This window comes from Sneathiella sp. D3-11, from assembly GCF_055809395.1.
Map to the genome: position 1 here is coordinate 3111213 of NZ_CM147911.1, position 26664 is coordinate 3137876.

Below are 26664 nucleotides of genomic sequence, written 5' to 3' on the forward strand. Positions count from 1 at the left end.
GTGTGGTTAAGTCGGTCGGGTTGTCAGCCAGGGCCAGAGGTCATCTGCCTCGAGTTCGAGGACATGTCCGCCGATCCAGTCGGCCCAATAGCTGTCTGAACCGAACTCATCCCGCCACGACCAAAGCCGTCGTGTCCGGAAATGCAGGTCATGCTCATAGGTGAAACCGATAGCGCCATGAATCTGGTGGGCGTGGGACGTGACAACACCCGCCGCCTCGCTAATCCGTGTTTTGGCAGCGGCGATCTCGAATGTACTGTCGATATCGTCATTCAGAGCCATATCAGCCGCCTGAAATGCCCCGAGAGCCGCCGCACCGGACGCTGCCGAATGTCCCGCCATCTCCGCCATATTTTGCTGGATCGCCTGAAACTTGCCGAGGGCGCGCCCGAACTGCACCCGGTCATTGGCATATTGGACGCTGGCCTCCAATATCCATTCAATGGCACCTGCCATCTGGGATGAGCGCATCATCGCCCCGAGTGCGAAGGCGGACTGCGCTGTCATTCCGGCCGGAAGCTCGCCACTTTCAACCGGTGACGCATTCTCGAAGTCAATCGTATCGCGCGGTTCTGCAGCAATATTCTGGTTCTCGGTGAGTGTATAATCGCCCGCCTTGACGAGGGCAATGCCGTCATCCGTGATAACGGCGACATGGCTGGCCTTGCGGCCCCATGGTATGCGAGTTGCCGTTCCCGTGACTTTACCATCCTTCAATTGGATCGTTTCACCGTCACGGACGGGAGCAAAGACGGTGATGCCCTCTGGCGGTGTTATTCCCGCGCTTGCAAGGAGATAATTTGCGAGAATTTGCTCCACAATCGGAAGCGGGACCGCGTGGCGGCCAACGGCGCGGGCGATGACTTCCGCATCGGCAAATTGTCCACTCACGCCGCCCATATTTTCCGGAACAAGAACGTGCAAAAGACCGTTTTCTGTGATGGCCTGCAATAATTCATCCGGGAAGATAGCGACTTCCGCCTGTTCCCTTGAGTTCTTTGTGACCTGATCGGAGAAGAGTTTTTCAACCGTATCGGCCATGATTTGACGAAGTTCATTCATCGTAAGCCAAGCCCCCGTGCAATAATGCCCCGTAAAATCTCCCGCGTACCCCCGCGAAGGGAGAAAGAGACGGCGGCTTGAGTAATATAAGCGCGCACCTGCTCAAAATCGGTGGCGGCTGTCATGCTGGCCTCAGTTCTGGCGAAACGATGCGCAATTTCGGGCATATCCTGTTCATAGATTGCGCCAAGATCCTTAACGACAGAAGCTTCCAGTGCCGGATTTGAATGGGATTCAAGTTTACCGGCCACGGAGATCGACATCCGGCGTAGCGTCGCGAGATGGGCAATCAGGCGTCCTATCTGTTCTTGCGCCTTGTTATTGGGGTCAAGCTTCGCCTCGCGGATCAGCTCGATCAAGAGCTGGATGGAAGACATATACCGCTCCGGCCCTGAGCGTTCGAAGGCGAGCTCAGCCGTAACCTGCTGCCAGCCATCGCCTTCGGCACCGATGCGGTCTTCCTCGGGCACGAAAAATCTTCGAACACGACCATATTGAAATGCTTTTCGCCTGCCAGATTCTTGATCGGGTCGATGGTCAGGCCCTTGGTTTGTTTCAGGTTGATCAGGAACTGGCTCATGCCGGCATGACGGTTTTCAGATGGCGGGCTTGTCCGCACGAGGGCAATCATCCAGTCGCAATGATGCGCGCCAGTCGTCCAGACTTTGGTGCCGTTAAGCAGATAACCACCGTCAACCTTGTCCGCTTTGGTGCGGATAGAGGCAAGGTCGGAACCGCTGTCCGGTTCACTCATGCCAATGCAAAAAAAGGATTCCCCCTTGATGATACCGGGCAGAATACGGTTGCATTGCTCTTCAGTACCAAATCGAAGGATTGTGGGGCCGCTTTGGCGATCAGCGATCCAGTGGCTGCCAACGGGGGCGCCATAGGCGAGCAGTTCTTCCAGAAGGGCGTAGCGTTCAAAGAAGGTGCGTTCGGCACCGCCGTATTTCTTCGGCTATGGTCAGCCCGATCCACCCTTTTTCCCCCATCTTGCGAGAAAAATCAGGGTCGAGTCCGGCCCAGGAGCGCGAGCGTAACACGGCCGGATAGTCGGCCAGTTCGTCATTCAGGTACTCTCGGACTTCCCGACGCAGCGTTTCCGCCTCCGGCGGCAGGCTGTACGGGTCGAAGTTAAAATACTGCATAGGAAATCATTGCCCCTTTTTGATAGCCTTCATGCATTGGCTATTTTCTTGTTTTTGATATGGCCATTGTGGTCATATTTACAGGTGGTGGCAATGACTATTCTGCCACGGCCAATTCTGCGGATTGTTTCTTTTCCGGCCTTTTCAATAGCAGTAATAGAGGCGCGGCGGCAAGCATCACCCACATCATCAGCGTAAAATCATTGAGAAAGGCAATGGTCGCGGACTGACGTGTAATCTCATTATCAAGCGCGGTGAGCCCCGACGCCATATTCCAGTTCCAGGCATTGGGCAAGAACGGTGGCTTCATCGCGTCGCGAAAGGGATCCATCCGATCAGCAATAGCGGCATGATTGACTTGGGTATTGCGGCTCAACATCGTGAAAACGATTGAAATGCCAATACTGCTCCCGATATTGCGTATCAGGCTGAACATGGCGGTGCCTTCGTTGCGAAAATGCGCAGCCAGCGTCGAGAAGGTGAGAGTACTCAACGGAATGAAGATAAAGCCTAATCCTACTCCTTGCATAATCCCGGTCCAAACAAGGGTGCTAACAGAGACATCGGTCGTAAAACGCGACATCTCATAGAGGGAATAGGCAGTCAGGCTGATACCGAAAAAGATCAACAGACGGTTATCTATTTTCCCAATCAGGCGACCGACGAACACCATCGCGATCATGGTGCCGATGCCGCGCGGCGCGAGTACATAGCCCGTGATGAGAACGGGGAAACCCATCAAATTCTGTAAGAATGGTGGCAGGAGAGCCATGGTCGCGAGCAGGATAACTCCAACCATAAATATCAAAAGAAGGCCGACGCTGAAGTTACGATCCTTGAACAGACCCGGTTCGATAAAGGGCATTTTTGCGGTAAACATATGCACAAGAAACATATAAAAGCAGAGTCCGGCAACGACGGCTTCGATAATGATTTCATTCGAGGCGAACCAGTCTTGCGATTCTCCGCGATCGAGCATCATCTGGAGTGCGCCAATGGATAGGCTCAATAACGCGAACCCGATATAGTCAAAATTGCGGGCGCGCTCCTTCGCCGTCTCTGGCACAAAAGCAAGGATGCCCAGCAGTGCAAGAATGCCAAAGGGCAGGTTGATAAAGAAAACCCATCGCCAGTTATATGTTTCGGTTAGAAATCCGCCGAGTGTCGGGCCGAGGATCGGTCCAACCATCACCCCCATGCCCCACATGGCCATGGCGGAACCGTGCTTTTCTGTGGGATAGGTATCGAGCAGAACGGCCTGTGACAACGGGACAAGTCCGGCCCCAAAGGCCCCCTGCAACAACCGATAGAGCACAATCTCGTTCAAGGTTGACGCTGTCCCGCAGAGCATCGATGTAATGGTAAAACCGGTCACCATAATAATGAAGAGGCGCTTACGACCGAGGCGGGAGGCGAAAAATCCCGTTGGGGGTGTCATGATTGCCGCAGCTACAATGTAAGAGGTCAGAACCCAGGAGATCTGATCCTGCGTTGCAGACATGGTCCCTTGCATATGGGGCAGGGCAACATTGGCGATGGTCATATCCAGCGACTGCATAACCGTCGCCAGCATGATGGATAGGGTGATTAGCCCGCGTTCTAACGGCGTGCTGGTGGCACTTTCGTCAGTCATTTTTCGGTGGATGTTTCACCGGCTATGGCGGTGGTTGGAAACTCGCCAAGCCAATCAAGCGCAGCATGGATGATTTTCGGCATGGGGCGATTCTGCTCCGTATCAATCTCAACCGTCGTGCTCATGCCCGCACGGAACAGGGGGTCATTATCCTGGCGGATTACTTTGATCCGGATAGGAATTCGCTGCACCACCTTGACCCAATTGCCTGTGGCATTCTGTGGGGGAATGACAGAAAACTCGGCCCCCGTGGCCTGACTAAGGCTTTCAACAGTTCCCCGCCACTCCCGGTCAGGGTAAGTGTCAACATGGATCGTTGCTCTCTGGCCTGCTAGAACATGGGTGAGGTCAGTTTCCTTGAAGTTGGCTTCTATCCAAATATTCTTGTCGGCCACGAGGCTCATGATTGGGCTGCTAAAAGCACCGTTGCCAATGACCTGTTGGCCGATCTGTGGTGTGTTGCTGGCAATTCCATCAAACGGTGCCCGCACAGTCGTCCGCTCCAGATCAAGTTCCGCTCTTTCCTTCGCGGCCAAGGCAGAAAGAAAAAGCGCGTGTTCTTCAACAGGGATTTTTGGATTGCCTCCGAGTTGTGCACTGATTTCCGAAAGCTCCTGATTGATGACCATGACCTGCTGTTTTGCAATGTCAAGTTCGTGCCGCGTTGCATCGAGCTTACTGCGTGAAACGGCGCTGCTGGCAATCAATCGGGTCTGTCTGTCATGCTCTTTTTTTGCAAACGCGATATTGGTGCGAGCAAGGGCAAGCTCGCCGAGTTTCTGCCGGTATGTGGCTTTAAGACTGGCGATTTTATCTCTGGCATTGGCGAGCCCTGCTTCAGCTTCAGCTATCGCAATGCGATAGGGTCGGTCATTGATCTGGAACAGGATATCTCCTTTGACGACGCGCTGGTTCTCCTTCACCGGTACACTGGAAATAAGTCCTGAAACTTCGGCCGCGATCATCACCGTATCCGCCTTTACATAGGCATTTTCCGTGTCGACAAATCTGCCGCCTGTGTAATAAAAATATCCACCGACAAAGATCACAACTAGCGGCCCTAGCAGAAGAAGAAAGTTCCGCGTCCAGCGGCGACGGCGTCCAAGTTTACTCGCAGTAGTATGCGCAACGCTTAAAACGGTCGATGTTTCGGAATTTAGTTGTTCGGATCGGGACCGGCCATCGTTGGGATCAGTTGCGTTTTGTGACATTATGGTTTCTTTCGGCCTCCTCAGTATTTCCATCGCATGTGCGTTCCTCGGCCACCAGCAAACTCTGCTTGGCCTGTTGAAGCGATTTGATTAGCGCATTACGTGCGACATCGGAGAAATCGTTCAGAGCATCTTCATGCGTTTTTTGCGCCAACTTCCACATTTGATCCAGTAGTGGTTGGGCTTGAGGCGTGAGGTAGAGACGTATTGCCCGTCTATCGTCTGGGTCTGGCCGACGCGTAACGAGGCCTGCTTCCTCCAGCCGGTCTATGAGACGGGCCAGCGTAATAGGCTGAACTTCCAGAGAGTCGGCGAGAGTTACTTGTTTGACGCCTTCTTTACGCGACAAAAAGGCCAATGCCCGCCACTGGGCGAGGGAGAGTCCCAACCCTTGTGCCCGTCGGTTGTAGTTTCGTCGCATTAACCGGGACACGTCATTGACCAAGAAACCGAGGCTTTCCTCAGGGAGTTTCATATGCCGCCTCCAAATAGTTTGTTTGTTATATAATAAGCTATGTATAGTAAATTGCAATAGAGCTGCTCATGACAAGAAAAACCCGCCACGAGCATGTATCGCAGCGGGTAATTAGATTTAAAAATCAGTAAGATATGTTTAATTATTGCCTGACTAGTTGAGACAACCGACCCGCCGCGCCATTTGTCGGACCAAAGCGGCGACCGTATCGATCGTCGGCGTTTCATTGCCGGTAATAGCCCCGAGTTCCTGGACCGCGGTCACCAAAGCATCAATCTCCATTGGTCGGCGGTTTTCCAAGTCAACCAGCATTGAAGTTTTGTGTGGCCCCACTTTTGAGGAGCCTTCAATACGCTTATCTACATTAATGGGGTAGTTTACGCCAAGGGCCTCACCAATGGCCTGCGCTTCAACCATCATTTTGCGCGCAATGGCGCGAGTATCCGGATCGCCGGTTATTTTGTCGAGGGTCTCTCCGGTCAAAGCAGAAATCGGATTGAAACTAAGGTTCCCCCATAGCTTAACCCAGATATCGGAGCGGATATCGGTACGTACCGGTGCTTTGAGCCCGGCACTGATCAACAGCTTTGAAAGCGTCGTAACACGTTCCGTTCGTTCTCCGGTCGGTTCTCCTACAGGGAAGCGATCTCCGGCCATTTGCGAGATAACACCTGGTTCGGTGACTTCAGCAGCCTGATAGATAACCGCGCCGATGGCACGTTCCGGGCCGATCCCGTCCCAGATTGATCCGTCCGGATCGACCGATTTGACGCGCTGGTTCTCTTTGTCGCCTTTAAGACCATAAAAATACCACCAAGGAACGCCGTTTTGCGCGGTGACGACGGCCGTCTCAGGGCCGAGAAGAGGCTGAAGCTTATCCACGATGCCCCCGATTGAATGGGCTTTCAGGGCGATGATGACATAGTCCTGCGGGCCGAGTTCAGCCGGATTATCCGTCGCCGTTATATTTTCAATGGTGAAGCTTTCTTCCGGCCCGTTGATTGTCAGGCCCCTTTCGCGAATAGCGGCCAAATGCGGCCCCCGCGCGATAAGAGAGACTTCCGTCTCGCCTTTCCGTGCCAGCAGTGCACCAACCAGCCCGCCAATTGCGCCCGCGCCATAAATACAAATTTTCATTACGCTAATCCCAGTTTCTCGGCGAGGCCGATCCGTTGTAGTTTACCTGTAGCCCCTTTCGGGATTTCATCCAGCAGCGTGATGCTGCGCGGTACCTTAAAAGCTGCGAGGCTCTTCGCCGCGAAGTCTCGAAGTTCTGCCTCTGTCGCCTGCTGATCATCCTTTAAAACGACCGCCGCCGCAACATCTTCGCCTAGCTTTTCATGGGGGATGGCAAAAGTCACAACCTGTTCTACAGCCGGATGGTTCATCAGTATTTCATCGACTTCTCGCGGTGAGATTTTCTCGCCCCCGCGGTTGATAATTTCCTTCAGCCGACCGGTAAGGGAAAGATATCCATCTGCAGACAATATGCCCTGATCGCCGGTGCGAAACCAGCCTCCACTGAAACCCTCTGCATTGGCTTTTGGGTTATTTTCATATCCTTGTGTGACGTTCTCTCCGCGAATGACAATCTCGCCGGTTTCACCGGATTTGAGCAGGTCTCCACCTTCGGACATAATGGCGATCTCTGGCCCTGAGGCAATACCGACGTTGCCGGGAATGCGTTTTGCCGGTGGCAACGGGTTTGCCGCCATTTGATGGGCAGCTTCGGTCATGCCGTATGCTTCAATGACCGGGCAGTTCCACATATCCTCCAGCGCCGTCATGACCTGCGGGGGAAGAGAGGCGGAGGAAGAGCGGATAAAGCGAAGCTGGGCGGCATCAATGATATCCGCGTTGCGAGCCCCGCGCGCAAGAATGGCCTGATGCATGGTGGGAACCGCTGTATACCATGTCGGTTTTTCTTCACTGATCCACCCAAAAATTTTCAAGGCATTGAAACCTGGCGTACAGGTCACGCTTGCGCCTGCCTTCAGGGAGGACAGCACCGCCGCAATAAGTCCGTGAATATGAAAGAGCGGCATGATGTTGAGGCATTTATCCGCAGGCGTCAGCGCCAACGAACGGGCAATATTGCGTGCGGATGCCGTAACATTCTGATGGCTGAGCGGGACAATTTTCGGTCGCGACGTTGTGCCGGACGTATGCAAGATCAGCGCGATGTCATCCGCTTTGGCCGGACCCGGTGAGGTCGCATTCCCAATGGGGTCACCTGCCAACTGAAATGAGCCAGCGGCGGCCTTCTCAGGCACGGTAAGTTCAATCACCATAACGCCGAGTTTTTTCGCGACATTAACTGCTGGGCTCGTGCTGCCTTTCTCGACGATCAATGCTTTGGCTTTAAGATCATCCAGATAAAACTCAAACTCCTCAGCCTTATAGTCGGGATTGAGTGGCGCTGTGGTAGCGGCAGAAGCGACGGTGACAAAGGCGCTCGCCATTTCCGGGCCGTTCGGCAGGACAATCGCAACCCGATCCCCACGTCCAATACCAAGACTGTTGAGCCTTTCAATCACGTTGGCACTCAGTTCGTTAAGGCCGGCATAAGTAAGGGAAGGGCGGCCCGGCGCACCGATGGCTGCATCTTCGCCAGCACCAGAGTTGATAAGATCGAGCATTGTCGTCGCATTTGTCATTGGCATTCTTCTTTCCGGATTATCCTGCTTGGGTTTCCGATTCAATCGCCGGCAGTCTTTCCCGAAGCTCGTTCTTGGCAATCTTCTCCAAGGTCGAACGCGGAAAATCATCTAGAATGATAACATCGCGGACAACCTTGAAATCAGCAAGGTTCTTCTTGCAGGAGTCGATAATCGCCTGTTTCAGATCGTCCGGTGCTCCGGCTTTCGGGATGAGAAAAACAACCGGGACCTCGTCCAGCATATAGTGTTTCTGCCCGACAACGGCACATTCCTCGACCCAGCCGGTTTCCATTACGACGGCTTCAATTTCAGATGCGGCAACATTTTCGGCGCCGATTTTCAGCATGTCTTTCTCGCGATCTCCGAAGAAAAGATCGCCATTTTCATCCATTCGGGCGTAATCCCCGGTCTCGAACCAACCGTCCTCATCGAAAGATTTCGCATTTGCCTCGGGATTACGGAAATACTCCTTGAACAGGCTAACCCCGCGTACCCCGCGAATATAGAGCAATCCACGTTCGCCGGGCTTGATATGACAGCCATCAGGATCGCGAATATCAATGTTAAATCCGGGTGAGACACGGCCGATCCCTGTGGCGGGTCCGGCATGGTCCATATCGCTAACGATGCCTTGAGTAATGGTCTCTGTCATACCCCACCAGCCCAATGTCTTTATACCGTAAATTTCTTCGACCTGTGGAATGCGAATACCCGCGCCCCAGAACCGGAAACTGTGATCTGACGGCGGGTCCTTTGCGAGCAGGGCGCTGACACAGAAGCGGATTATGGAGGCCCAGGTGCATTTGTTTCGCCGGGCAACGACCCAGAAGCGCGATGCAGAGAATTTTGGCTGCATGACAATCGTGCCGCCGATCCACAAGGTGCTCAGCATCGAATAGGACTGCGCATTTGTGTGAAACATTGGAAGAAAAGCCATGCAGACATCCTCATGCCGAAGCCGCATATGCACGACATTCATCTGCGCTCCCCAGATCGCATTGGCATGAGTCCAAAGGACGGCTTTCGGCCTTGACGTCGTGCCGGATGTGAATTGCACACCAAGATCCGCGAAAGGGTCAGCGGCGCGTTGCGGGCAGGGGGATGTCTCGGCAAGTAAGGCGCTGAAGGGGATATGAGGGAGATCAGCAGGCACGTCCGCTGGCGCCCCTGCGTCGTTATTCGTAACGGCCAGAAATTTGATGCCGGGAGCGGAGTCATGCACAAGCTTGGCGAAGGACGGCTGCGTGATAGCGGCGACAATCTGGGCATGATCCGCAAAATAGGTCATGTCCCGGGCGACGGATCTGGTGTTGGTGGAGACAGCAACTGCGCCGATATGCGCACAAGCGAACCAGGAAATCAGAAATTCCGGACTGTTGTCCAGGTGAAGCATGACCTTATCGCCCAGAACAACGCCGTTCTTGTGCAGAGCGGCGGCAACTCGTTCCACACGTGCCGCAAAGTTGGCATAGGTGAAAGATTGGGATGCACCATCAAATGGTTCCCAAATTATAAAAGGTTTATCTGGGCAACGCTCAACCCATTGGCGCAGCAGCCAAGGAATATCCCGACCTTCGACCATGGATTTATGGGATTGTGCGATGGTTTCAATAAGACTCATTTCTCAACTACCTTTTTATTTTTTATAAATCATAAAAAGGAAACGGGATGAACGCCAGCTTCTCGTATCCATTCGCTGCCTTTTCCGCATTATGAAATGATCCGAACCGATCGCGGCACCGTATAAAATGTATATCCATCAAACGGGAGATAACTCATGACCGATGGTAAATATATTAGACGGTTTAGGCACGCTTTTTTTGATCTGCGAGTACTTCTTTTATTAATGATGATGATCGGGATCCATGGCGCGGCGGCATCGTCGGATCGTGCCGTTGATCCGTTAAGCCTGTATGGCGAGAGGCATGAATTTTCCGTGCATCGTGATGGTGTTCCAGTTGGCAAGCATATGGTCTCTTTCGAGAGAGTGGGGGATGCCTATCGAGTTGATAGTGAATTAAATATTGAAGTTAAGTTCCTTGGTATCTCTCTTTACCGTTTTGATTACGAGAGTGAGGCTATTTGGTCGGAAGGCAAGCTGACGGCCATTGACATCAGGATAAATGATGATGGCACAAACTCAAAAATACGCGGGATGCGTCATGTGGCTGCATTTGTAGTGAATGGCGAAGTTCACGCTACGACATCTCATCCGGAAGTCTATCCGACAAATCATTGGCATAAAGGTGTCCTTGATCAATCCCGCCTTTTTAATACGCTGACCGGGAAAATGAACAACGTTACGATCACTGACACAGGTGAGGAAACGGTGCCCGTTCGCGGCGGCACTGTTCGGGCGACCCGTTATGTCTATGACGGAGAGTTGACGCTGATGTCTTGGTATGATCGCAAAGGGCGTTGGGTTAAAATGGCATTCAAGGCTGAAGACAATTCGGATATGGTATATTTTTGCGAAACCTGCCCTGTGGAAGTCGGATTGAACGAATGACAAACAATGCCATTTGGATTGTTGGCGCCAGCAGCGGGATCGGCCGCGAGGTTGCCTTGCAATATGCGGATAAAGGCGCAGAGGTGATAATCAGCGCCCGCAGCAAGGAAAAACTAAATGAGGTTGTCACGTTTAAACCTGATTTGATTAAATCAGTGCCACTTGACGTAACGGATGAATGTTCGGTCAAGCTTGCAACCTACCAACTCTTTGCGGATGGAGAGGGACCCAAGACAGTTATTCTGAATGCAGGAGCTTATGCGCCAATGTCTTTCGATCATTTCTCCGCTGATAAGGCCATGGAGGTGATGGATGTAAACTATTCTGGCGTTGTTCGGCTCATTGAACGAATCCTGCCGCATTACCTTAGTGACGGATCCGGAAAGATTGTGGTTGTCGCCTCGGTCGCCGGGTATCAGGGGTTGCCGCTATCGCTTGCCTATGGGCCAACCAAAGCAGCGCTGATTAATCTATGTGAAGCCTTGCGGGTGGAATTGATGGGAAGTGGTGTGACGATCCAGCTTGTCAATCCAGGCTTCGTCAAAACGCCGCTTACTGCCGGAAACAAGTTCCCCATGCCCTTCCTGATGGAAGTAGAAGATGCAGCGGCTAGCATGATTAAAGGGATAGAAGGGAATGCATTTGAGATTACCTTTCCGAGACGCTTTGCCTATATCCTGAAATTCATCCGGATGCTCCCTTACGTGATTTCTCTGCCGCTTATCCGAAAAGGAACCAGTGGATGACTGTCCCCAAGACGCATCAGGACCGGCTTGCGGCCTATATCCGTTATTTTGAGACGTTGACGCTGCAAACAGTTGATGATCTCGACAATTTGACGTCGGAAGGTTTCTCCTTTGAAGACCCGTTCAACCATCTGACCAACCGCAGAGACGTTAAACGCCTGTTCAAACAAATGTTCGACGATATGGATCATCCGGCGTTCAAGATCAGCGCAAGCTACTGGGAGGAGGACGGCCAGACGGCGATATTGAAATGGCGATTTGCGGGCGACGCACACAAGATTGGCAACCTCAATTTTGAAGGACTATCAGAAATTTATTTCGATGAGGCAGGTTTGATAATCCGCCATGTTGACTATTGGGACGCAGCCTCGCATTTTTACGAAAAGGTTCCCCTGCTTGGCGGTGTGTTGCGACTGATCAGGAAGAAACTTCGTCTTTCTTGAAGAAGAGCGTTACCGTCCCGATGGTGAAGCCCCACCGTGTCACTGTTGCGCGATTGATGATCACTCCGCCCGGTTGACGATATAGCCAATCATCAAAAGCAACGCGCCAGACATTTTCGCCTACCTTTAAATCCATGTCATAACGCCAGTTGAGCGCGTTCCCATAATGCACACCCTCAGCCGTACCGATAACATCGCCAGCAGTCCCTGAATAGTGATGGTCGCCTTCGCGCTGGATGGTCCACACGCGCCGGTCCGTTTCGCCATCGCGATAGACGAAATACTCATCCAGTATCAGCGTATCGCCCTCGACCTTTCCATTGATCGTTACTTCAAATTGACGGCGGAGATTGCCGAACCGGTCTTCGAAGATGCCCCAGGCCTTCGTCTGGCCCTCGAAATAATCGAAAAGTTCGAGAGGAGGGGTTGCTTCCGCGAATTGTTCCGCCTTCATCCCACTACATCCTGCTAAAATCGTCAAGGTGATCGCCACCATTAAGCCTTTGATCATATTATCCTCACCGGGCTAAGCGAGTGACTGGTTGCGTCGCTGGAGCCGTAAATTAATTGCTTGCTGCTGTTGGGCTGTCAGGGGGTATCCCCACATCAGTGCGACAGCCGCTATCTTTAATACGGCGGGAAGCCAGCCATAGATCACCGCAAGTCTAAATGGATCGATTTCGGTAGTAGTTGGCGACATACTCGTTTCACCCTGACCCAGGATCAGGAACGCGGCGGCAACGCCGAGTCCGAGAGACAGCTTCGTCGCCATGCTCCAGAGCGCGAATAGGAAGGAAGAGCGGTCGCGGTGATTGAGATAATTATCCCAGTCAGCGATATCGGATTGCATGGCCGGTGGTAGGGCAAGATCGGCGCCAAGGGAAAACCCAGTGATCAGGCAGATGACACCAAAGAAAACAATGTCTCCTGCACCGATCATCGGGACGGTCAGAAACGCAAGGCAGGCGACCCCCATGGCGAGACCCCAGCTTCGATGCTTGCTGATGCGGGCGCTCAGCCAAATCCAGAGTGGTATGCCGAGAATTCCGGACAGGAAATACACAAACAAGAGATACGAGTTATATGCCTCCGGTAGTTCAAGAACATGGGTTATGAACAACGGGAAGCAGGCGGTGGCTATGCCGATGGAGAGGCCGCTTAGAAACCAGGCGCTCAACAATCGAAAAAAGAGACGATTTCGGGACAAGCCGGACAGGGAGTTAAGAAGTTTAAGCGGAGGTTGTTTAACGCGGCCTGTGGGCAGGCTGAGAAGCAACGGAAAAACAATAACGCCGCAGCCAATGACGAAAATAGCGGCGTAGGCAAGCTGTTGCGAGGCACCATACTCGGCAGTGATGACGAGAAAAATACTGAGAGCCAGAATGCCGGTAAGGCCGGAAAGCTCACGTGCGGCGTTAAGATTGACCCGCGCGTTATAGTCCCCGGTGAGTTCCACTGTCCAGGCAAGGTAAGGGACCTGGACGATCGTCCATCCAAGAAGCAACAGCCCATACCAGACAAAAAGATAGAGTTCGCCCGCCGTATCTGAGGGCGTAAAAAGGGCATAAAGCGCCGAGCCGCAAATAACGGCGCCGATAGTAATCTGGATCTTTTTCCCCATGTGCCAGCGACGGATATAATCAGAGAGCCAGCCAACAACAGGGTCGCTGATCACGTCGCTGATCCTCACCAGCAAGAGAATTATCCCTGTCTGCGCGAGGCCGAGCCCTACTGTTTCCGCATAGAATGCGGGTAGAAGTACGAACGCCGGAATCAGCGGCATCGCCATCACCGAGCCGGGCAGGGCATAGAATAGTATCGTTTTGTGCAAAAATTTAGCGGAGTTCGAAGATAACGACATCAATTGATTTCTGGCGAAAACCGGCTTCGCAATATTGCAGATAAAATTCCCACATGCGCTTGAAACGCGCATCGAAACCCTGTGTTTCGACCTCATTCCATTTGGCGAGAAATTTTTCTTTCCAGATTTTGAGAGTAGTTGCGTAATCGCCGCCGAATTCCTCCCGGATATGCGCGGTCAGGCCGTTTCGTGCCGCCGCATCGATAAAGGCGGTTTTCGACGGTAGTTGACCGCCCGGAAAGATATATCGCTGAATGAAATCAGCGGAACTGCGGTAGGATTGATACCGGCTTTCATCAATGGTGATAACCTGTATTGCCGCTCGTCCGCCACCTTTTAAATTGCGTTTTATGGCAGCAAAGTAGCTATCCCAATTTTCTTCCCCTACGGCTTCGAACATCTCAATTGAGACGATGGCGTCGAACTGGCCGTCCTGATCTCGATAATCCCGAAAATGGAAGCTATTCCGGGCGGGAACCGGTAACTTTTCTGACTTTTCACTCGCATAGGCGAGCTGTTCTTCAGATAGGGTAATACCTTCTACTTTTGCGCTATATTCCTCTGCGGCGAGGCGAGCAAATCCGCCCCATCCGCAACCAATTTCCAGCACATTCGCATTCTCATCGACGCCAGCAATGTCAGCGATACGGCGATATTTTTCGCGCTGTGCTTCGGCGAGCGATTGTCCTTCTCGAGTAAAGAGCGCGGCTGAATAGGTCATGGTTTCATCCAGCCAGCTTTGGTAAAATGCGTTGCCAAGATCGTAATGATAGGCAATGTTTCGTCGGCTTCCGGTCCGGCTGTTGCGCGCGCGCAGATGCTGGAGAAAATTGACAATCCCCGAAAGCCATTTGCCAAACATCGCTGACTTTAGGTTTTTTTCATTGAGTAAGCCGAGTTCTATGAGTGCGGTTATGTCCGGGCTGGACCAGTCACCCTCCATATAGCTTTCACCGAGGCCGATATCGCCTGATTTCAGAATACGCTTGGCTGCCCTGATATTATGTAGAAAGACCGTTGCCGCAGGCTCATCTGCGCGTAATGATCCAAATTTGAGTTTTGCTCCGGTCGGCAAGACAAGGGTCAGGTGACCTACGGCCATTCGTGACAGACTCATTGTCAGGGCTTTGAGCCAAGGGTCGGTCCGTTTGGGAAATGCCGCAATGAGATCCTTCGGATCACTGGCAATCATGTCAGTTTGCGGGGTGACATCCGTCATCTACTTCTCCTGATATTTTCCATATATGGAGGGGGTAACCGGTTTCGGGTTCGCTGCTTTCTTCTTGGGACGCGCCACAAGTTTCATCCCCTTCAGCCAGAGTTTCAGCGCTTCCCAATGGATGCCGACAATGACTTTGAGGCTGTTAAACGGAAACTTGAACAACGCACGGCCAAGGGCGCCACGAGTAAGCGGGCTGCGCTGTCCGACGAACGACGCATTCATGACCGCTTTACCTTCATGGAACTGTCGGATGGAAAGCGCGATTGTCTCTCCGGGAGGTAATACCGAGAATTCATAGCGGCATTCCATCGGCATGAACGGGGAGACGTAGAATTCCTTTGAACAAGCTTGCTTCACCAACCCTCTTGAATCGGCGGGACCGGCTGGCAGGATGTAGCTGTGCTTCTCTCCAAATGTATTGCTGACCTCATAAACGAGGGTGACGAGATCATCATTCGCGTCAAAACAGTAATATGTACTCAGCGGATTGAAGGCGTATCCAAATATACGCGGGATACAGAGTAATCGGACGGATGAAATCTCCGTTGCCAACCCTTGTTGTTTTACCTGTTCAAGAATTCGCGCTTTTATATCCGTAGGCGTGCCATCACCAAAGTCCTTCGTGAAAAAAGAGACAAGGTTGCGTTTGTTGACGGATAGAAAGGGAATATCTCTCCCCAGATCATCCAGTTCATCAAGATCGATGAGCAGATAAAAGATCCGGTAGTCGAGATGATGTCCCACGGGACTTAAACGCCGATGGGTCACTATTCCATTATAAAGGCCGCTTTTTTGCATCGGGCTCAGGCAACTTTCGCAAAGGGCTGTCCGGCTGCGTCTTTCGGCAAGTGAATACGCGAACGAGACGGGTCGACATACCATGGCCGTTGGTGACCGCCTAACTCCTCTGCCATCGCAAGGCCGGACTGAATACCATCTTCATGAAAACCGTAACCGAAATAACTACCACAGAACCAGAGGTTTTTTTGCCCTTGAAGGTTCCACAGCATTTTCTGCGCGGCGATGGCCGAATTATCGAACAGAGGATGATCGTAGGGAAAACTCCGGAGGACCGTTCCTTCTTTTGGTTCAAATGCCGGGTTAAGAGTCACAAAATAGTCTTTGTCTGTATGGAGGCCCTGAAGCCGGTTCATCCAATAGGTCACAGAAAGCTCCTCTTTAGAGCCACTTTCCTGATTGCCGCCTATATAGTTCCAGCTTGCCCAGGCTTTACGTCGCTTTGGCATAAGGGATGGATCAGTATGGAGGATCGCGAGGTTTTTCTCATACTTGAAAGACCCCAGAAGTTTTTTCTGGGCGGGTGTTGGTTCCGCGATCATGGCGAGAGCCTGATCTGCGTGAGTGGCAAGCACGACATCGTCAAACTGTTGCACATGTCCGCCCCTGCATTCGACAAGAACACCGGATTTCTCGATATGGACTGCGGCGACTGCACTGTTCAGGCGAATGCTGCCCGAGAGAGTTTCGGCAATCCGGTCGACATATTGGCGACTACCGCCAGTAACAGTCCGCCATTCGGGGCGATCCGAAATTTGTAAAAGGCCGTGGTTCTGACAAAAGCGAATAAAGGCCGCGGCGGGGTAGTCCAGCATGTCTTTTGCGGGGGTTGACCAGATTGCCGCTCCCATTGGCAGCAGGTGATTGTCAATGAAATGACGTCCATAGCTGCCATGCACAAGGAACTTTCTTAACGTCCAATGCTCTGTTTCGGCACGATTCATAAGTGCCGGTGCTTCGCGATAGAATTTCAGAATGTCGCGGATCATTCCCCAATAGGCAGGCCGGAACAGATTTGATTTCTGGGCAAATAGTGCCGCTAGAGAAGTGCCAGCATATTCAAGTTTCCCGTTGTCGAGGGAGGCGCTGAAAGACATTTCTGTCTGCTGAGTGGCAATATTAAGCTGTTCAAAAAAGGCGACGAGGTTAGGGTAGTTTAATTTGTTATATACAATAAAACCGGTGTCTATGAACTGACCATCAATTTCAACGGTATTGCTGTGTCCGCCCAGACGATCATCTTTCTCGAACAGGGTCACGTCGTGATTTTGCGCTAACAGCCAGGCTGCTGACAATCCCGAAATACCGCTACCGATCACCGCAATTTTTTTCATTTAAATATCCGCCGTTTTTCGTCGATTTAAATGAGATACGCGAAATCTAACAGGATAGATCACAAAAAAATTTTGACCTAAAATGATCCGGTTATTCAAATCCACCGTAATAGGGTAGACTGAAACACGGCACATTGTGGATGTCAGGTAAATTAAAGGCAAGCATGACCTCACCGGATGGTATCAGGCAGGACGCAGCAGGATCGCGGGCAATCCCGCTAGACTTGGATAGAGATCTCATCGCTATTGGGCAGGATCAGGATCCAACGGCGTTCAAGCGGTTGTTCGCGGATCTAGCGCCGCGGCTGAAATATTTCCTGATTAAAGGGGGCATGATTGAAAGTGCCGCCGAGGATGTAATGCAGGAAACAATGATGAAGGTTTGGCGTAAAGCTGCACTTTTCGACAGTTCCAAAGCGTCCGCTTCTACCTGGGTCTACACGATCGCGAGAAACGTCAAGATTGACCGACTGCGCAAGGAACGCCGCCCTGAACCTGACCCGGAAGATCCGTGCTTTGTGCCGGATGGGCCGGAAACCGGAGAACAGGCGGTCAGTCGGAAACAGGATAGAGAACGCATTCAAAAGGCGATGGCCCTGTTGCCGCCGGAACAGATGACAATTATAAAGATGTCTTTTTTGAAGAAAAATCGCACGGCGAAATCGCCGAGTTATTAGGAGTTCCTCTCGGTACCGTAAAGTCCAGAATACGGCTGGCTTTCGGTAAGATCCGCGCGGAACTGGAGGCTTTGCAATGAGTATACGACATCATATTGGCGATGACACGCTGATGGCATATGTCAACGGAACCCTTGCGGACTCACTGTCGGTCGTCGTGGCGACGCATCTGGCGATTTGTCCAAAATGCCGTGAAAGTGCGGAGTTGATGGAGGAAATGGCGGGACTCTTTTTAATGGAGACAGATACATCCACCCTATCCGCGACAGAAACAGCGATGGCGGATGCAATCCCGGGCAGCACTCTACAAGAGGATATTTCAGAGAAGCAGTCGCGCCGCATGCACGACTATTCTAATACGGGCGTGCCGATGCCGCTTGCGGAGCGGATGCCTGCGACCCTTGATGATATTCCCTGGCGGACATTGATCCCGGGCATCAGCCATTATCCGTTACCCAGAACCGGGTCAGAAAAGAAAAAGGGCACACTCCGACTATTGAAAATCGCCCCGGGCAAGACCATGCCCGAACATAGCCATTCTGGGCAGGAACTCACACTGATCCTGCGCGGCTCCTATATCGATGACCTTGGTCGCTTTCAGTCTGGCGATATTGCCGATCTGGATAGCGACGTTCATCATCAGCCTGTCGCCGATACCGCGGAGGATTGCATCTGCCTGATTGCAACTGATGCACCGCTCAAGTTCTCCGGCTTTTTCAGCCGGTTGCTTCAGCCGGTATTCGGAATCTGATTTTTTAACTTCCCTCAGCTGCCTGAATACTAAACAGCGGCCCCTTAATTGGGTGGCTGTTTCATGCTGAAATCTATCAGAATTCAACGGTTCGGCGGTTTTTGGGTTGCATTAGGAAACTCTTAATAGATTCAATTGTACTAATCGATGGAGAAGTACAAGGAACCGGAAAATTTATTTTATTAGGAGTTAATATATGTCTCGAGTTTTATCCCTAGTTGTCGGTATGAGCATGTTCTTGTTTGCGGGCGTTGCCAGTGCTGATGAGAAAAAAGACACTGTTGTTGACATGATGGACGGCGCGGTCAGCCATTATGAGTCAGTTGGTCAGGACCAAGCCTTTCAGGATTTCGCTAAAAAAGGCGGAGATTTTAACAAGGGTGAATTCTATGTTTTCGTTACGGAAATTAATAACGGAAAATTGGTCTTTCACGGCGCTAACGAAAAATTGGTTGGCAAAAATCTTTCAAAGCTGAAGGACACAGACGGCAAACATTTCGTTACAGAAATGCGGACTGTAGCCACAGGTCCCGGTGTTGGTTGGGTCGACTATAAATGGACGCATCCTGAAACCAAGAAAATTGCTCAGAAACACACCTACGTCAAAAGATCAGGTGATGTTTATTTCGGCATTGGTTACTTCGACTAAGTAAACCTCCGCGTAGTACGGTCGTCTCAAAAACGGCCGTTCTACGCACCGTATTGTAAAATGAGAAGGTAGAGGCTCATGAACGTCAAAAATTTAAAGATTTCAACCAAACTATTCATCGCACCGATGATTTTTGTAGCTTCCCTGATCATATTGGGCGTAGTGGCTTATGTCGGGCTAGATAATTCTCAAGCCAAGATGGCCGACCTGCATAAACAGGACACGCAAAAAATCGGGAAGGCGATCGGTTTCCAGCGTGATTTACAAGCGTTTAATGGTGGATTGTTTCGTCTGATTTCAGAAACCACAGCTGGTGTCGATGAAGAAAAGCTCGCTGCAGAACGGCAGACAGTTATAGCGACGCTTGGCAAGCTGACGGAATCCTTCAGCGGTGCTGTTGAAAATGGTCAATTCAACGAAACTGAAATGGAGATTCTGGCAAAGGCACTGAAAGAATTAAAAAGCTATGGTGTTGCCGCTACCGAAGTCGTTGAAATGACGGAACTCGATACCTCCACCGCGGTTATTATGATGGTGGATACAGACCTGCAGTTTCGTACGATGTACGGTACGCTTACTGATTTGACAACCCTCTGGAATGAAATGGGAGAGGCGTCCCTTGTTGAAGCGACTAACGCAATTAATAACACTGAACTCACGTTTGTTGTAATTGCGATTCTGGCCTTGGTTATTTCTTGTGCAGTTACATTTGTCACAATGCGTATGATCACACAGCCAATTGCTGAAATCATCAATGTTATGGCAAAGCTGGCTGAAGGGGATAGCACCGTCGAAATCGGTTCCCAGGAACAAAAAGATGAAATTGGTGAAATGGCGCGGGCGGTACAGGTGTTCAAGGACAATGCCCTAGAGCAGCAGCGCCTTGAAGCGGAAGCTAAGCAGGCGGCAGAGGAACGGGCAGAGCGTGAGCGTGCTGAACGTGAGCGTGAATCCAAGCGGGAAGCGGATGAACGCGCCCGTGAGCAGGCGGAGAACGCCGCCAAGCAGGAACGCGCAGAAAAAATCTCTGGCCTGATTGCGAATTTCGAGGGTCGTGTACAGGAAGTCCTGGAGACGGTTATCCATGCGGTTCGTGAATTACAGGCCACGGCGAATTCAATGACACAGACGGCGGGGGCATCGCAGGAGCTCTCAGAAGCTGTTGCCCTTGCATCCGGTGAGGCCTCTGCGAATGTGCAGACAGTTGCGTCTGCGGCCGAAGAGCTGACCTCTTCTATCAATGAGATCAGCCGTCAGGTGCAGCAGGCAAACAACGTCTCTGAGCAGGCGGTAACGGAAGCCGCCAGCAGCACGACCTCTGTCTCCAAGCTCGCAGAAACAGCCCGGAAGATCAGCGAAGTGGTCAATATGATCAATGATATCGCCGGTCAGACGAACCTGCTCGCGTTGAATGCCACGATTGAGGCCGCACGCGCCGGGGAGGCAGGTAAGGGCTTTGCTGTCGTTGCCTCTGAAGTCAAGAGCCTGGCGACACAGACCGCACGGGCAACGGAAGAAATCGGTGGGCAGATCAACGATATGCAGTTTGCGACCGAGGAAGCGGTTTCTGCCATCGGGAATATCGATGGCGTGATCAATACGATCCGCGAAAGCACGGTTAGTATTTCCTCCGCGATAGAAGAGCAGAGCGCAGCCACCAACGAGATTTCCCGAAATGTTCAGGAAGCTTCCAGCGGTACATCGCAAGTCTCCGCCAAGATCGGCGAAGTCTCCGCCAAGGCGGGTGAAACGGGCGCGGCCGCTTCTCAGGTACTCTCAGCGTCTACGAAGCTCGAAGAACTCTCCGGCAACCTCCGGCAGGATATCGAGAGCTTCCTTAAAGAGGTGCGTGCCGCTTAATTGCGCAACCTGAAATCGAGAAACTAAATCGGCCCATGATGATTATTCATCGTGGGCTTTTTTATTTAATTTCATAAAATAAATAATGAATTATATGATAATATTGATTTTATTTTAATAAAATATTTGCATGTGAAATTAACTTTATTATTAAATATACTGTTAAGTAATATTTAAGATATATCCGTATATTTAATATATATTATTTTCTTGAAAGAATCACAAGGTGAGAGATCACATGGGTAAGAAGTTCGGATATTTATTGTTTAGCGTATTTTCGCTTATGATTTTCACTATGGCTTCTGTATCGGCGTCTGAAAATTCGCCGAATAAAAACCTAGTGGATGATGCCGCCCTTATGAAGGTAAGGGAATGGTTATCCAATCCAGTTGTCAATATTTCGATCGACTCACACAATCGGAAATATGCGGATATTAGCGAACAGAGTATCAACGATCTGGATCAACAGTGGCGAGAAGAGACGAAGAAGCCGGACCAGCCCTTGATCGCTGCAACTCTGAGTAACCCGCTCTCAAATTATCTTACCCAGATTCAGGCTGCGTCCAATGGTCTCTATACAGAAATCTTTATTGTCGATGCCAAAGGGCTGAATGTTGGCCAAAGCGCGATCACATCCGATTTCTGGCAAGGCGATGAAGCGAAATACCAGAAAACTTTCAGTAAAGGCATAAATGTCGTTTTTGTGGATGAGCCAGAATATAACGAAAATACCAAAACGTGGCGAGTGCAGGTCAACCTGACAATTTCGAACGATAAACAGCAGCCAATTGGCGCTATCACCGTCGAATATAACTTGACGGAACTTGCGCGCCGCAAGAACTCAGCGTAATTAGAGAGGCACGAGAGAAAATGAAATTCCTAAATAATCTTAAAATTGCAAAGAAGTTGACTCTCGGCTTCTCGTTGTTGGTGGTTGTGACGCTTGCAATGGCGATTGTCGCATTTTCTTCTATCTCAGATATTCAAGATGCAGACGACAATGGGCGTGCTGCGAGCGAGCTCCAGTCCACTTACCAGAAATTCCAGAATTCATTTTTAGAGCAACGGCAAGGGCTGCTTTACTTTCTTTTGACGGGAGATCGGGCAGGTTTGGAGCAGTTTGAAGAATTGAACGGAGCAATTGATGCTCTGCATAAGAATCTCTCCGAACTGTCAGCTGATAATGTTGAATTTTCATCGCTGGTTAGCGAATTTACCCAGCATTACCAAGAGTGGAAAGATAAATATGCCAATGTTCAGATTGGTCTGATGCGGAATTACCTAACGGTAAATCAGGCAAGAGCAATTGAAGTATCTGGCGAACCTGAAGCCGTCATCGCTAAGATGGGACAAATTGTCCAACAGTTAGGTGCCCAACTGGATGGTATCTTGAGCCAAACTCTTGAACAAAAGGCAAGTGCAATCAATCGCTTCTCGGTGTCGATCATTGTTTCGCTGGTTACATTGATTATCGCGGCTATTGTTAGTGGGTTCTCTCTGACCAAGACAATCGCGACTCCTATCGGGCGGATGACTGGACGTATGAGCGAACTTGCAGATGGAAAACTCGACGTTGAAATTGATGGTGCGGGGCGGCGCGATGAAATTGGTGAAATGGCGCGGGCGGTACAGGTGTTCAAGGACAATGCCCTAGAGCAGCAGCGCCTTGAAGCGGAAGCTAAGCAGGCGGCAGAGGAACGGGCAGAGCGTGAGCGTGCTGAACGTGAGCGTGAATCCAAGCGGGAAGCGGATGAACGCGCCCGTGAGCAGGCGGAGAACGCCGCCAAGCAGGAACGCGCAGAAAAAATCTCTGGTCTGATTGCGAATTTCGAAGGCCGTGTACAGGAAGTCCTGGAGACGGTTATCCATGCGGTTCGTGAATTACAGGCCACGGCGAATTCAATGACCCAGACGGCGGGATCGTCACAGGAATTGTCAGAAGCTGTTGCTGTGGCGTCCGAAGAGGCCTCTGCGAATGTGCAGACAGTTGCGTCCGCGGCCGAAGAGCTGACCTCTTCTATCAATGAGATCAGCCGTCAGGTGCAGCAGGCAAACAACGTCTCTGAGCAGGCGGTAACGGAAGCCGCCAGCAGCACGACCTCTGTCTCCAAGCTCGCAGAAACAGCCCGGAAGATCAGCGAAGTGGTCAATATGATCAATGATATCGCCGGTCAGACGAACCTGCTCGCGTTGAATGCCACGATTGAGGCCGCACGGGCCGGGGAGGCAGGCAAGGGTTTTGCCGTCGTTGCCTCTGAAGTCAAGAGCCTGGCGACACAGACCGCACGGGCAACGGAAGAAATCGGTGGGCAGATCAACGATATGCAGTTCGCGACCGAGGAAGCGGTTTCTGCCATCGGGAATATCGATGGCGTGATCAATACGATCCGTGAAAGCACGGTCAGTATTTCCTCCGCGATAGAAGAGCAGAGCGCAGCCACCAACGAGATTTCCCGAAATGTTCAGGAGGCTTCCAGCGGTACGTCGCAAGTCTCCGCCAAGATCGGCGAAGTCTCCGCCAAGGCGGGTGAAACGGGCGCGGCCGCTTCTCAGGTACTCTCAGCGTCTACGAAGCTCGAAGAACTCTCCGGCAACCTCCGGCAGGATATCGAGAGCTTCCTCAAAGAGGTGCGTGCCGCTTAATTGCGCAACCTGAAATCGAGAAACTAAATGGCGGCCCATGATGATTATTCATCATGGGCCGTTTTAATGACCAGCAAGGCGATCATCTTTGCCGTCCTTTTACCTTTCGGCATGCTCCTGAACGCGCCGTGAGCTGAGCAAAAAGGTAGTTTTTTCTGACAAATCCAGGGGAAGGATGTATAAGGTTAACGCCTTTTCATCAAAACCGGATTACTGCAGGACTAATGGCAAACATTCGTATTTATCTCGCCGATCTGACACATAACGGTCTGGTGCTTTCTTCCAACGTTTTCCCCCTTTCTATTGGCTTGGTTGCCGCCTATCTGCTGGAAAAAAAGCCCGAAGGGGTTGATGTTGAGCTTTTCAAGTATCCCGAAGACCTGAGTGCGGCTATTGACGTCGCCGTGCCGGATGTTATCGGATTTGCCAACTACTCCTGGAACCAGGATATTTCCCGTCAATATGCGCGAGTGATCAAAAAGCATTGGCCGGAGACTGTCGTGATCTTCGGCGGTCCGAATTATGGTCTGTCAGAAGGTGAGGTCACGGAGTTCTGGCGCATAAATCCGGATATCGATTTCCATGTGGTCCAAGAAGGGGAAGAGGCTTTTGTTCGGTTGCTAGATACCCTGATTGAGACGGACTTCGATGTCGATGCCATCAAGGCCGAGCGCCGCGAAATAGGCAATGTTCATTACAAGGTGGACGATGAGGTGGTCAAGGGAGCTCCCCTCCCGAGGCTCGATCTGGAGGATGTCCCGTCACCCTACCTGATGGGCTTGATGGACAAATTTTTCGATGAAAACCTGGGACCGATGATCCATACGACGCGCGGATGTCCGTTTAAATGCGCGTTTTGCACAGAGGGAAGCAAATATTATAATCTCGTCAGCCAGCGCGAAGGGCAGCTTGAGCGCGAGATGCATTATATTTCGGAGCGCGTCCGCGGCCCGCGCGACCTTTATATATCTGACGCTAATTTTGGCATGTTCAAGCAGGATTATGAAAAGGCGCGCATCATCGCGGACTGTCAGGAAAAGTATAACTACCCGAGGTATGTCCATGTTTCGACGGGTAAAAACCAGAAAGAACGGGTGGTTGATATCGTCAAATCGTTGAACGGGGCGGTTAGCATGGCGGCATCCCTTCAGTCGACAGATCCAACGGTTCTTGCCAATGTCGCTCGGTCGAATATCTCCGTTGAAAAACTGTCCGAAGCCGGGAAGATGGCAAACACTACTAATACCGGCACCTATTCTGAGCTTATTTTGGGTCTTCCTGGTGATTCAGTGACTGCACATACGCAGTCGTTGCGTGATACCGTGGAAATGGGGTTTGATAATATCCGTATGTATCAACTCATTATGCTGCCGCAAACGGCTCTCAATACGCCGGAAAACCGTCAGAAATATAATATGAAGACCAAATATCGGATTATGCCACGGTCTTTCGGGCGCTATGAAGTTGCGGGGGAAACCTTTACCGCCGTCGAGTCTGAAGAAATTCTGGTCTCGAATTCGACCTTGCCCTTCGATGATTATATTGCCTGCCGAGAATTGGATCTGACGATCGAGATTCTGCACAATGGCAAGGTGTTCGCTGAAATTCAGGGGCTCTGCAAGGCTTTGGGCCTTTCTTGGTTTGACTTCATTCTGCGGTTCTATGAAAACCGCCGAAATCTATCCGATGCCATTACCGCCATGTACGACGATTTCAAATCCGGCACATCGGAAAGACTTTGGGATAATGTCGATAGTCTAGCCGATCATGTTCACAGCCATATTGATGAAATGCTGAGTGATGAGCGCGGGACCAATGAAATGTCCACGGGGAAGGCGACATCGTTCTTCCTGTTGCTCGATGACATGAACAGGGTTTTGTTTGCACTTTTAAAGGACTGGCTTGAGGAGTTGAACCGGCTTGACGATTTGATGGCTAGCTATATTGCCGACCTGGAGCGGTTCAGCTTGTTACGCAAACATCGTCTGCTCACCATTCTGGAAGAGGAGAGCGACCATTTTTCCTTCGATCTGGTGGCGGCAGAGAAGGAATCTTTTCAGGTTTTACCGCAGCAGATACAGGTCTCCGACAAGGGACGATATGCCATGACACATCAGCCACATCAACGTGAGATGATAGAGAATTATGCGGACGAATTTGGCGATAGCTTCGATGGGCTTGGAAAAATGCTGATGAGGTATCCACATATTCACCGATTATTCCGAAAACCCATCGCGGTCCAGTAAAGCGAATTTATGCCGACAGTGGGGGAATATTTCAAAAGCAAGGTCCTGATTACAGGTGGCACGGCCGGGATCGGTCTTGCTGCAGCGCGACGATTGCTGCTTGATGGTCATCAGGTTTTTATTTGCGGTCGCAACGCGGAGAAGTTGGCGACGGCACAACGTGAATTATCAGATATTGTGGCTACCTCGTCGATTGATGGCGCGGTCTGTGATGTCCGTGACTATGACGCTGTCTCCGGGATGATGGATCAGGCGGCAAACTCGATGGGCGGTCTTGATGCGTTGGTAAATAATGCCGGTGTCGGGCATATTGCCAATATAGAGGCGATGTCCTTAGATGACTGGCGCAGCATGATCGACATCAATCTGAATGGTGTGTTCAACTGCTGCAAAACGGCAATCCCCTATCTTAAAAAATCGCCAAAGGGTAACATCATAAATCTGGGAAGCCGGGCAGGACGCTATGCGTTTCCAGGAGGGACTGCCTATAATGCGACTAAATTCGGTCTTCAGGGCTTTTCCGAGGCCCTTTTTCTTGATTTGAGCAAATACGGGATCGGCGTGAGTCTGGTCGCACCCGGTGCGGTGGCAACGGGATTTGCCGGGGTAGAGGATGAGGATTGGCACCTGCTACCGGATGACATTGCAAAGGTAATTGGTGACCTGTTGCGCAATGATCAGAGAGCCAATGTCAACTGGATCGAGATCCGCCCAGGTTTACGCGATCTTAGGTGAG

Annotated in this window: 24 protein-coding genes and 1 pseudogene; 12 read left to right on the forward strand and 13 right to left on the reverse strand. The window is 51.3% G+C overall.

All coding sequences use genetic code 11. The features are described 5' to 3' along the window. Positions 1 to 6: 6 nt before the first annotated feature. The 8 genes and pseudogenes from AC0L73_RS15695 to AC0L73_RS15730 form a co-directional block, all read right to left on the reverse strand. On the reverse strand, positions 7 to 1062 hold the full coding sequence (locus tag AC0L73_RS15695; protein ID WP_473654188.1) for an acyl-CoA dehydrogenase family protein: 1056 nt from the start codon (positions 1060 to 1062) through the stop codon (positions 7 to 9). Then, positions 1059 to 2210 (reverse strand): annotated as a pseudogene (locus tag AC0L73_RS15700) (acyl-CoA dehydrogenase family protein). The gene AC0L73_RS15695 and the pseudogene AC0L73_RS15700 overlap by 4 nt, the downstream one beginning before the upstream one ends. A gap of 97 nt (positions 2211 to 2307) precedes the next feature. Next, positions 2308 to 3843: a DHA2 family efflux MFS transporter permease subunit gene (locus tag AC0L73_RS15705; RefSeq protein ID WP_473654189.1), complete on the reverse strand. Its 1536-nt coding sequence runs from the start codon at positions 3841 to 3843 to the stop codon at positions 2308 to 2310. Continuing rightward, positions 3840 to 5054, reverse strand: a complete 1215-nt coding sequence (locus AC0L73_RS15710) for an HlyD family secretion protein (RefSeq protein ID WP_473654190.1) — start codon at positions 5052 to 5054, stop codon at positions 3840 to 3842. The genes AC0L73_RS15705 and AC0L73_RS15710 overlap by 4 nt, the downstream gene beginning before the upstream one ends. Continuing rightward, positions 5035 to 5529, reverse strand: a complete 495-nt coding sequence (locus AC0L73_RS15715; protein ID WP_227951202.1) for a MarR family winged helix-turn-helix transcriptional regulator — start codon at positions 5527 to 5529, stop codon at positions 5035 to 5037. The genes AC0L73_RS15710 and AC0L73_RS15715 overlap by 20 nt, the downstream gene beginning before the upstream one ends. Positions 5530 to 5682: 153 nt before the next feature. Beyond that, on the reverse strand, positions 5683 to 6666 hold the full coding sequence (locus AC0L73_RS15720) for a 2-dehydropantoate 2-reductase (protein ID WP_227951204.1): 984 nt from the start codon (positions 6664 to 6666) through the stop codon (positions 5683 to 5685). Next, the gene (locus tag AC0L73_RS15725; protein WP_473655457.1) at positions 6666 to 8186 is read right to left on the reverse strand and encodes an acyl--CoA ligase; all 1521 of its coding nucleotides are present in this window, start codon (positions 8184 to 8186) and stop codon (positions 6666 to 6668) included. Before AC0L73_RS15725 ends, AC0L73_RS15720 begins: the two co-directional genes overlap by 1 nt. 19 nt (positions 8187 to 8205) lie before the next feature. Beyond that, on the reverse strand, positions 8206 to 9810 hold the full coding sequence (locus AC0L73_RS15730) for an AMP-binding protein (RefSeq protein WP_473654191.1): 1605 nt from the start codon (positions 9808 to 9810) through the stop codon (positions 8206 to 8208). Between the two features lie 156 nt (positions 9811 to 9966). Here AC0L73_RS15730 and AC0L73_RS15735 point away from each other — a divergent pair, with 156 nt between their 5' ends. Genes AC0L73_RS15735 through AC0L73_RS15745 form a run of 3 tightly spaced genes read left to right on the forward strand, consistent with a single transcriptional unit; the run spans position 9967 to position 11887 of the window. Then, positions 9967 to 10698, forward strand: coding sequence for a DUF6134 family protein (locus AC0L73_RS15735; RefSeq protein ID WP_227951211.1), 732 nt, complete (start codon positions 9967 to 9969; stop codon positions 10696 to 10698). Beyond that, the gene (locus AC0L73_RS15740; RefSeq protein WP_473654192.1) at positions 10695 to 11444 is read left to right on the forward strand and encodes an SDR family NAD(P)-dependent oxidoreductase; all 750 of its coding nucleotides are present in this window, start codon (positions 10695 to 10697) and stop codon (positions 11442 to 11444) included. The genes AC0L73_RS15735 and AC0L73_RS15740 overlap by 4 nt, the downstream gene beginning before the upstream one ends. After that, positions 11441 to 11887: a nuclear transport factor 2 family protein gene (locus AC0L73_RS15745; protein WP_473654193.1), complete on the forward strand. Its 447-nt coding sequence runs from the start codon at positions 11441 to 11443 to the stop codon at positions 11885 to 11887. The genes AC0L73_RS15740 and AC0L73_RS15745 overlap by 4 nt, the downstream gene beginning before the upstream one ends. Here the strand turns inward: AC0L73_RS15745 and AC0L73_RS15750 are convergent. From AC0L73_RS15750 to AC0L73_RS15770, 5 genes are read right to left on the reverse strand one after another with little or no spacing between them, the layout of a single operon-like run. After that, positions 11862 to 12398, reverse strand: coding sequence for a DUF3833 domain-containing protein (locus tag AC0L73_RS15750; RefSeq protein ID WP_227951217.1), 537 nt, complete (start codon positions 12396 to 12398; stop codon positions 11862 to 11864). The two genes, AC0L73_RS15745 and AC0L73_RS15750, sit on opposite strands and share 26 nt — an antisense overlap. Positions 12399 to 12413: 15 nt before the next feature. Then, the gene (locus AC0L73_RS15755; RefSeq protein ID WP_473654194.1) at positions 12414 to 13748 is read right to left on the reverse strand and encodes an MFS transporter; all 1335 of its coding nucleotides are present in this window, start codon (positions 13746 to 13748) and stop codon (positions 12414 to 12416) included. Continuing rightward, entirely contained in the window at positions 13723 to 14967 is a 1245-nt protein-coding gene (locus AC0L73_RS15760; RefSeq protein ID WP_473654195.1) for a class I SAM-dependent methyltransferase, read from the reverse strand. Before AC0L73_RS15760 ends, AC0L73_RS15755 begins: the two co-directional genes overlap by 26 nt. Continuing rightward, entirely contained in the window at positions 14968 to 15852 is an 885-nt protein-coding gene (locus AC0L73_RS15765) for a DUF1365 domain-containing protein (RefSeq protein WP_321576139.1), read from the reverse strand. It lies immediately after the preceding gene. After that, positions 15774 to 17102 (reverse strand): NAD(P)/FAD-dependent oxidoreductase, encoded by a 1329-nt coding sequence (locus AC0L73_RS15770; RefSeq protein ID WP_473654196.1) that lies wholly within the window; start codon positions 17100 to 17102, stop codon positions 15774 to 15776. Before AC0L73_RS15770 ends, AC0L73_RS15765 begins: the two co-directional genes overlap by 79 nt. Positions 17103 to 17242: 140 nt before the next feature. Between AC0L73_RS15770 and AC0L73_RS15775 the strand changes: the two genes are divergently transcribed. The 9 genes from AC0L73_RS15775 (at position 17243) to AC0L73_RS15815 (ending at position 26663) form a co-directional block, all read left to right on the forward strand. Beyond that, a complete protein-coding gene (locus AC0L73_RS15775; protein ID WP_473654197.1) occupies positions 17243 to 17779 on the forward strand; it encodes a sigma-70 family RNA polymerase sigma factor in 537 nt (178 codons plus the stop codon). Further along, positions 17764 to 17859, forward strand: coding sequence for a hypothetical protein (locus AC0L73_RS15780; protein WP_473655458.1), 96 nt, complete (start codon positions 17764 to 17766; stop codon positions 17857 to 17859). Before AC0L73_RS15775 ends, AC0L73_RS15780 begins: the two co-directional genes overlap by 16 nt. Beyond that, positions 17856 to 18530, forward strand: a complete 675-nt coding sequence (locus tag AC0L73_RS15785; protein ID WP_473654198.1) for a ChrR family anti-sigma-E factor — start codon at positions 17856 to 17858, stop codon at positions 18528 to 18530. Before AC0L73_RS15780 ends, AC0L73_RS15785 begins: the two co-directional genes overlap by 4 nt. Positions 18531 to 18726: 196 nt before the next feature. After that, entirely contained in the window at positions 18727 to 19179 is a 453-nt protein-coding gene (locus AC0L73_RS15790; RefSeq protein ID WP_227951231.1) for a cache domain-containing protein, read from the forward strand. A gap of 78 nt (positions 19180 to 19257) precedes the next feature. Then, entirely contained in the window at positions 19258 to 21039 is a 1782-nt protein-coding gene (locus tag AC0L73_RS15795) for a methyl-accepting chemotaxis protein (RefSeq protein WP_473654199.1), read from the forward strand. A gap of 295 nt (positions 21040 to 21334) precedes the next feature. Then, positions 21335 to 21889: a hypothetical protein gene (locus AC0L73_RS15800; protein WP_473654200.1), complete on the forward strand. Its 555-nt coding sequence runs from the start codon at positions 21335 to 21337 to the stop codon at positions 21887 to 21889. A 20-nt stretch (positions 21890 to 21909) separates the two neighbouring features. After that, complete coding sequence (locus AC0L73_RS15805) at positions 21910 to 23682, forward strand: methyl-accepting chemotaxis protein (protein ID WP_473654201.1); 1773 nt, start codon at positions 21910 to 21912, stop codon at positions 23680 to 23682. Positions 23683 to 23906: 224 nt separating this feature from the next. Continuing rightward, positions 23907 to 25928: a B12-binding domain-containing radical SAM protein gene (locus AC0L73_RS15810; protein WP_473654202.1), complete on the forward strand. Its 2022-nt coding sequence runs from the start codon at positions 23907 to 23909 to the stop codon at positions 25926 to 25928. 9 nt (positions 25929 to 25937) lie between these two features. Further along, on the forward strand, positions 25938 to 26663 hold the full coding sequence (locus AC0L73_RS15815; RefSeq protein WP_473654203.1) for an SDR family NAD(P)-dependent oxidoreductase: 726 nt from the start codon (positions 25938 to 25940) through the stop codon (positions 26661 to 26663). Position 26664 lies beyond the last annotated feature (1 nt).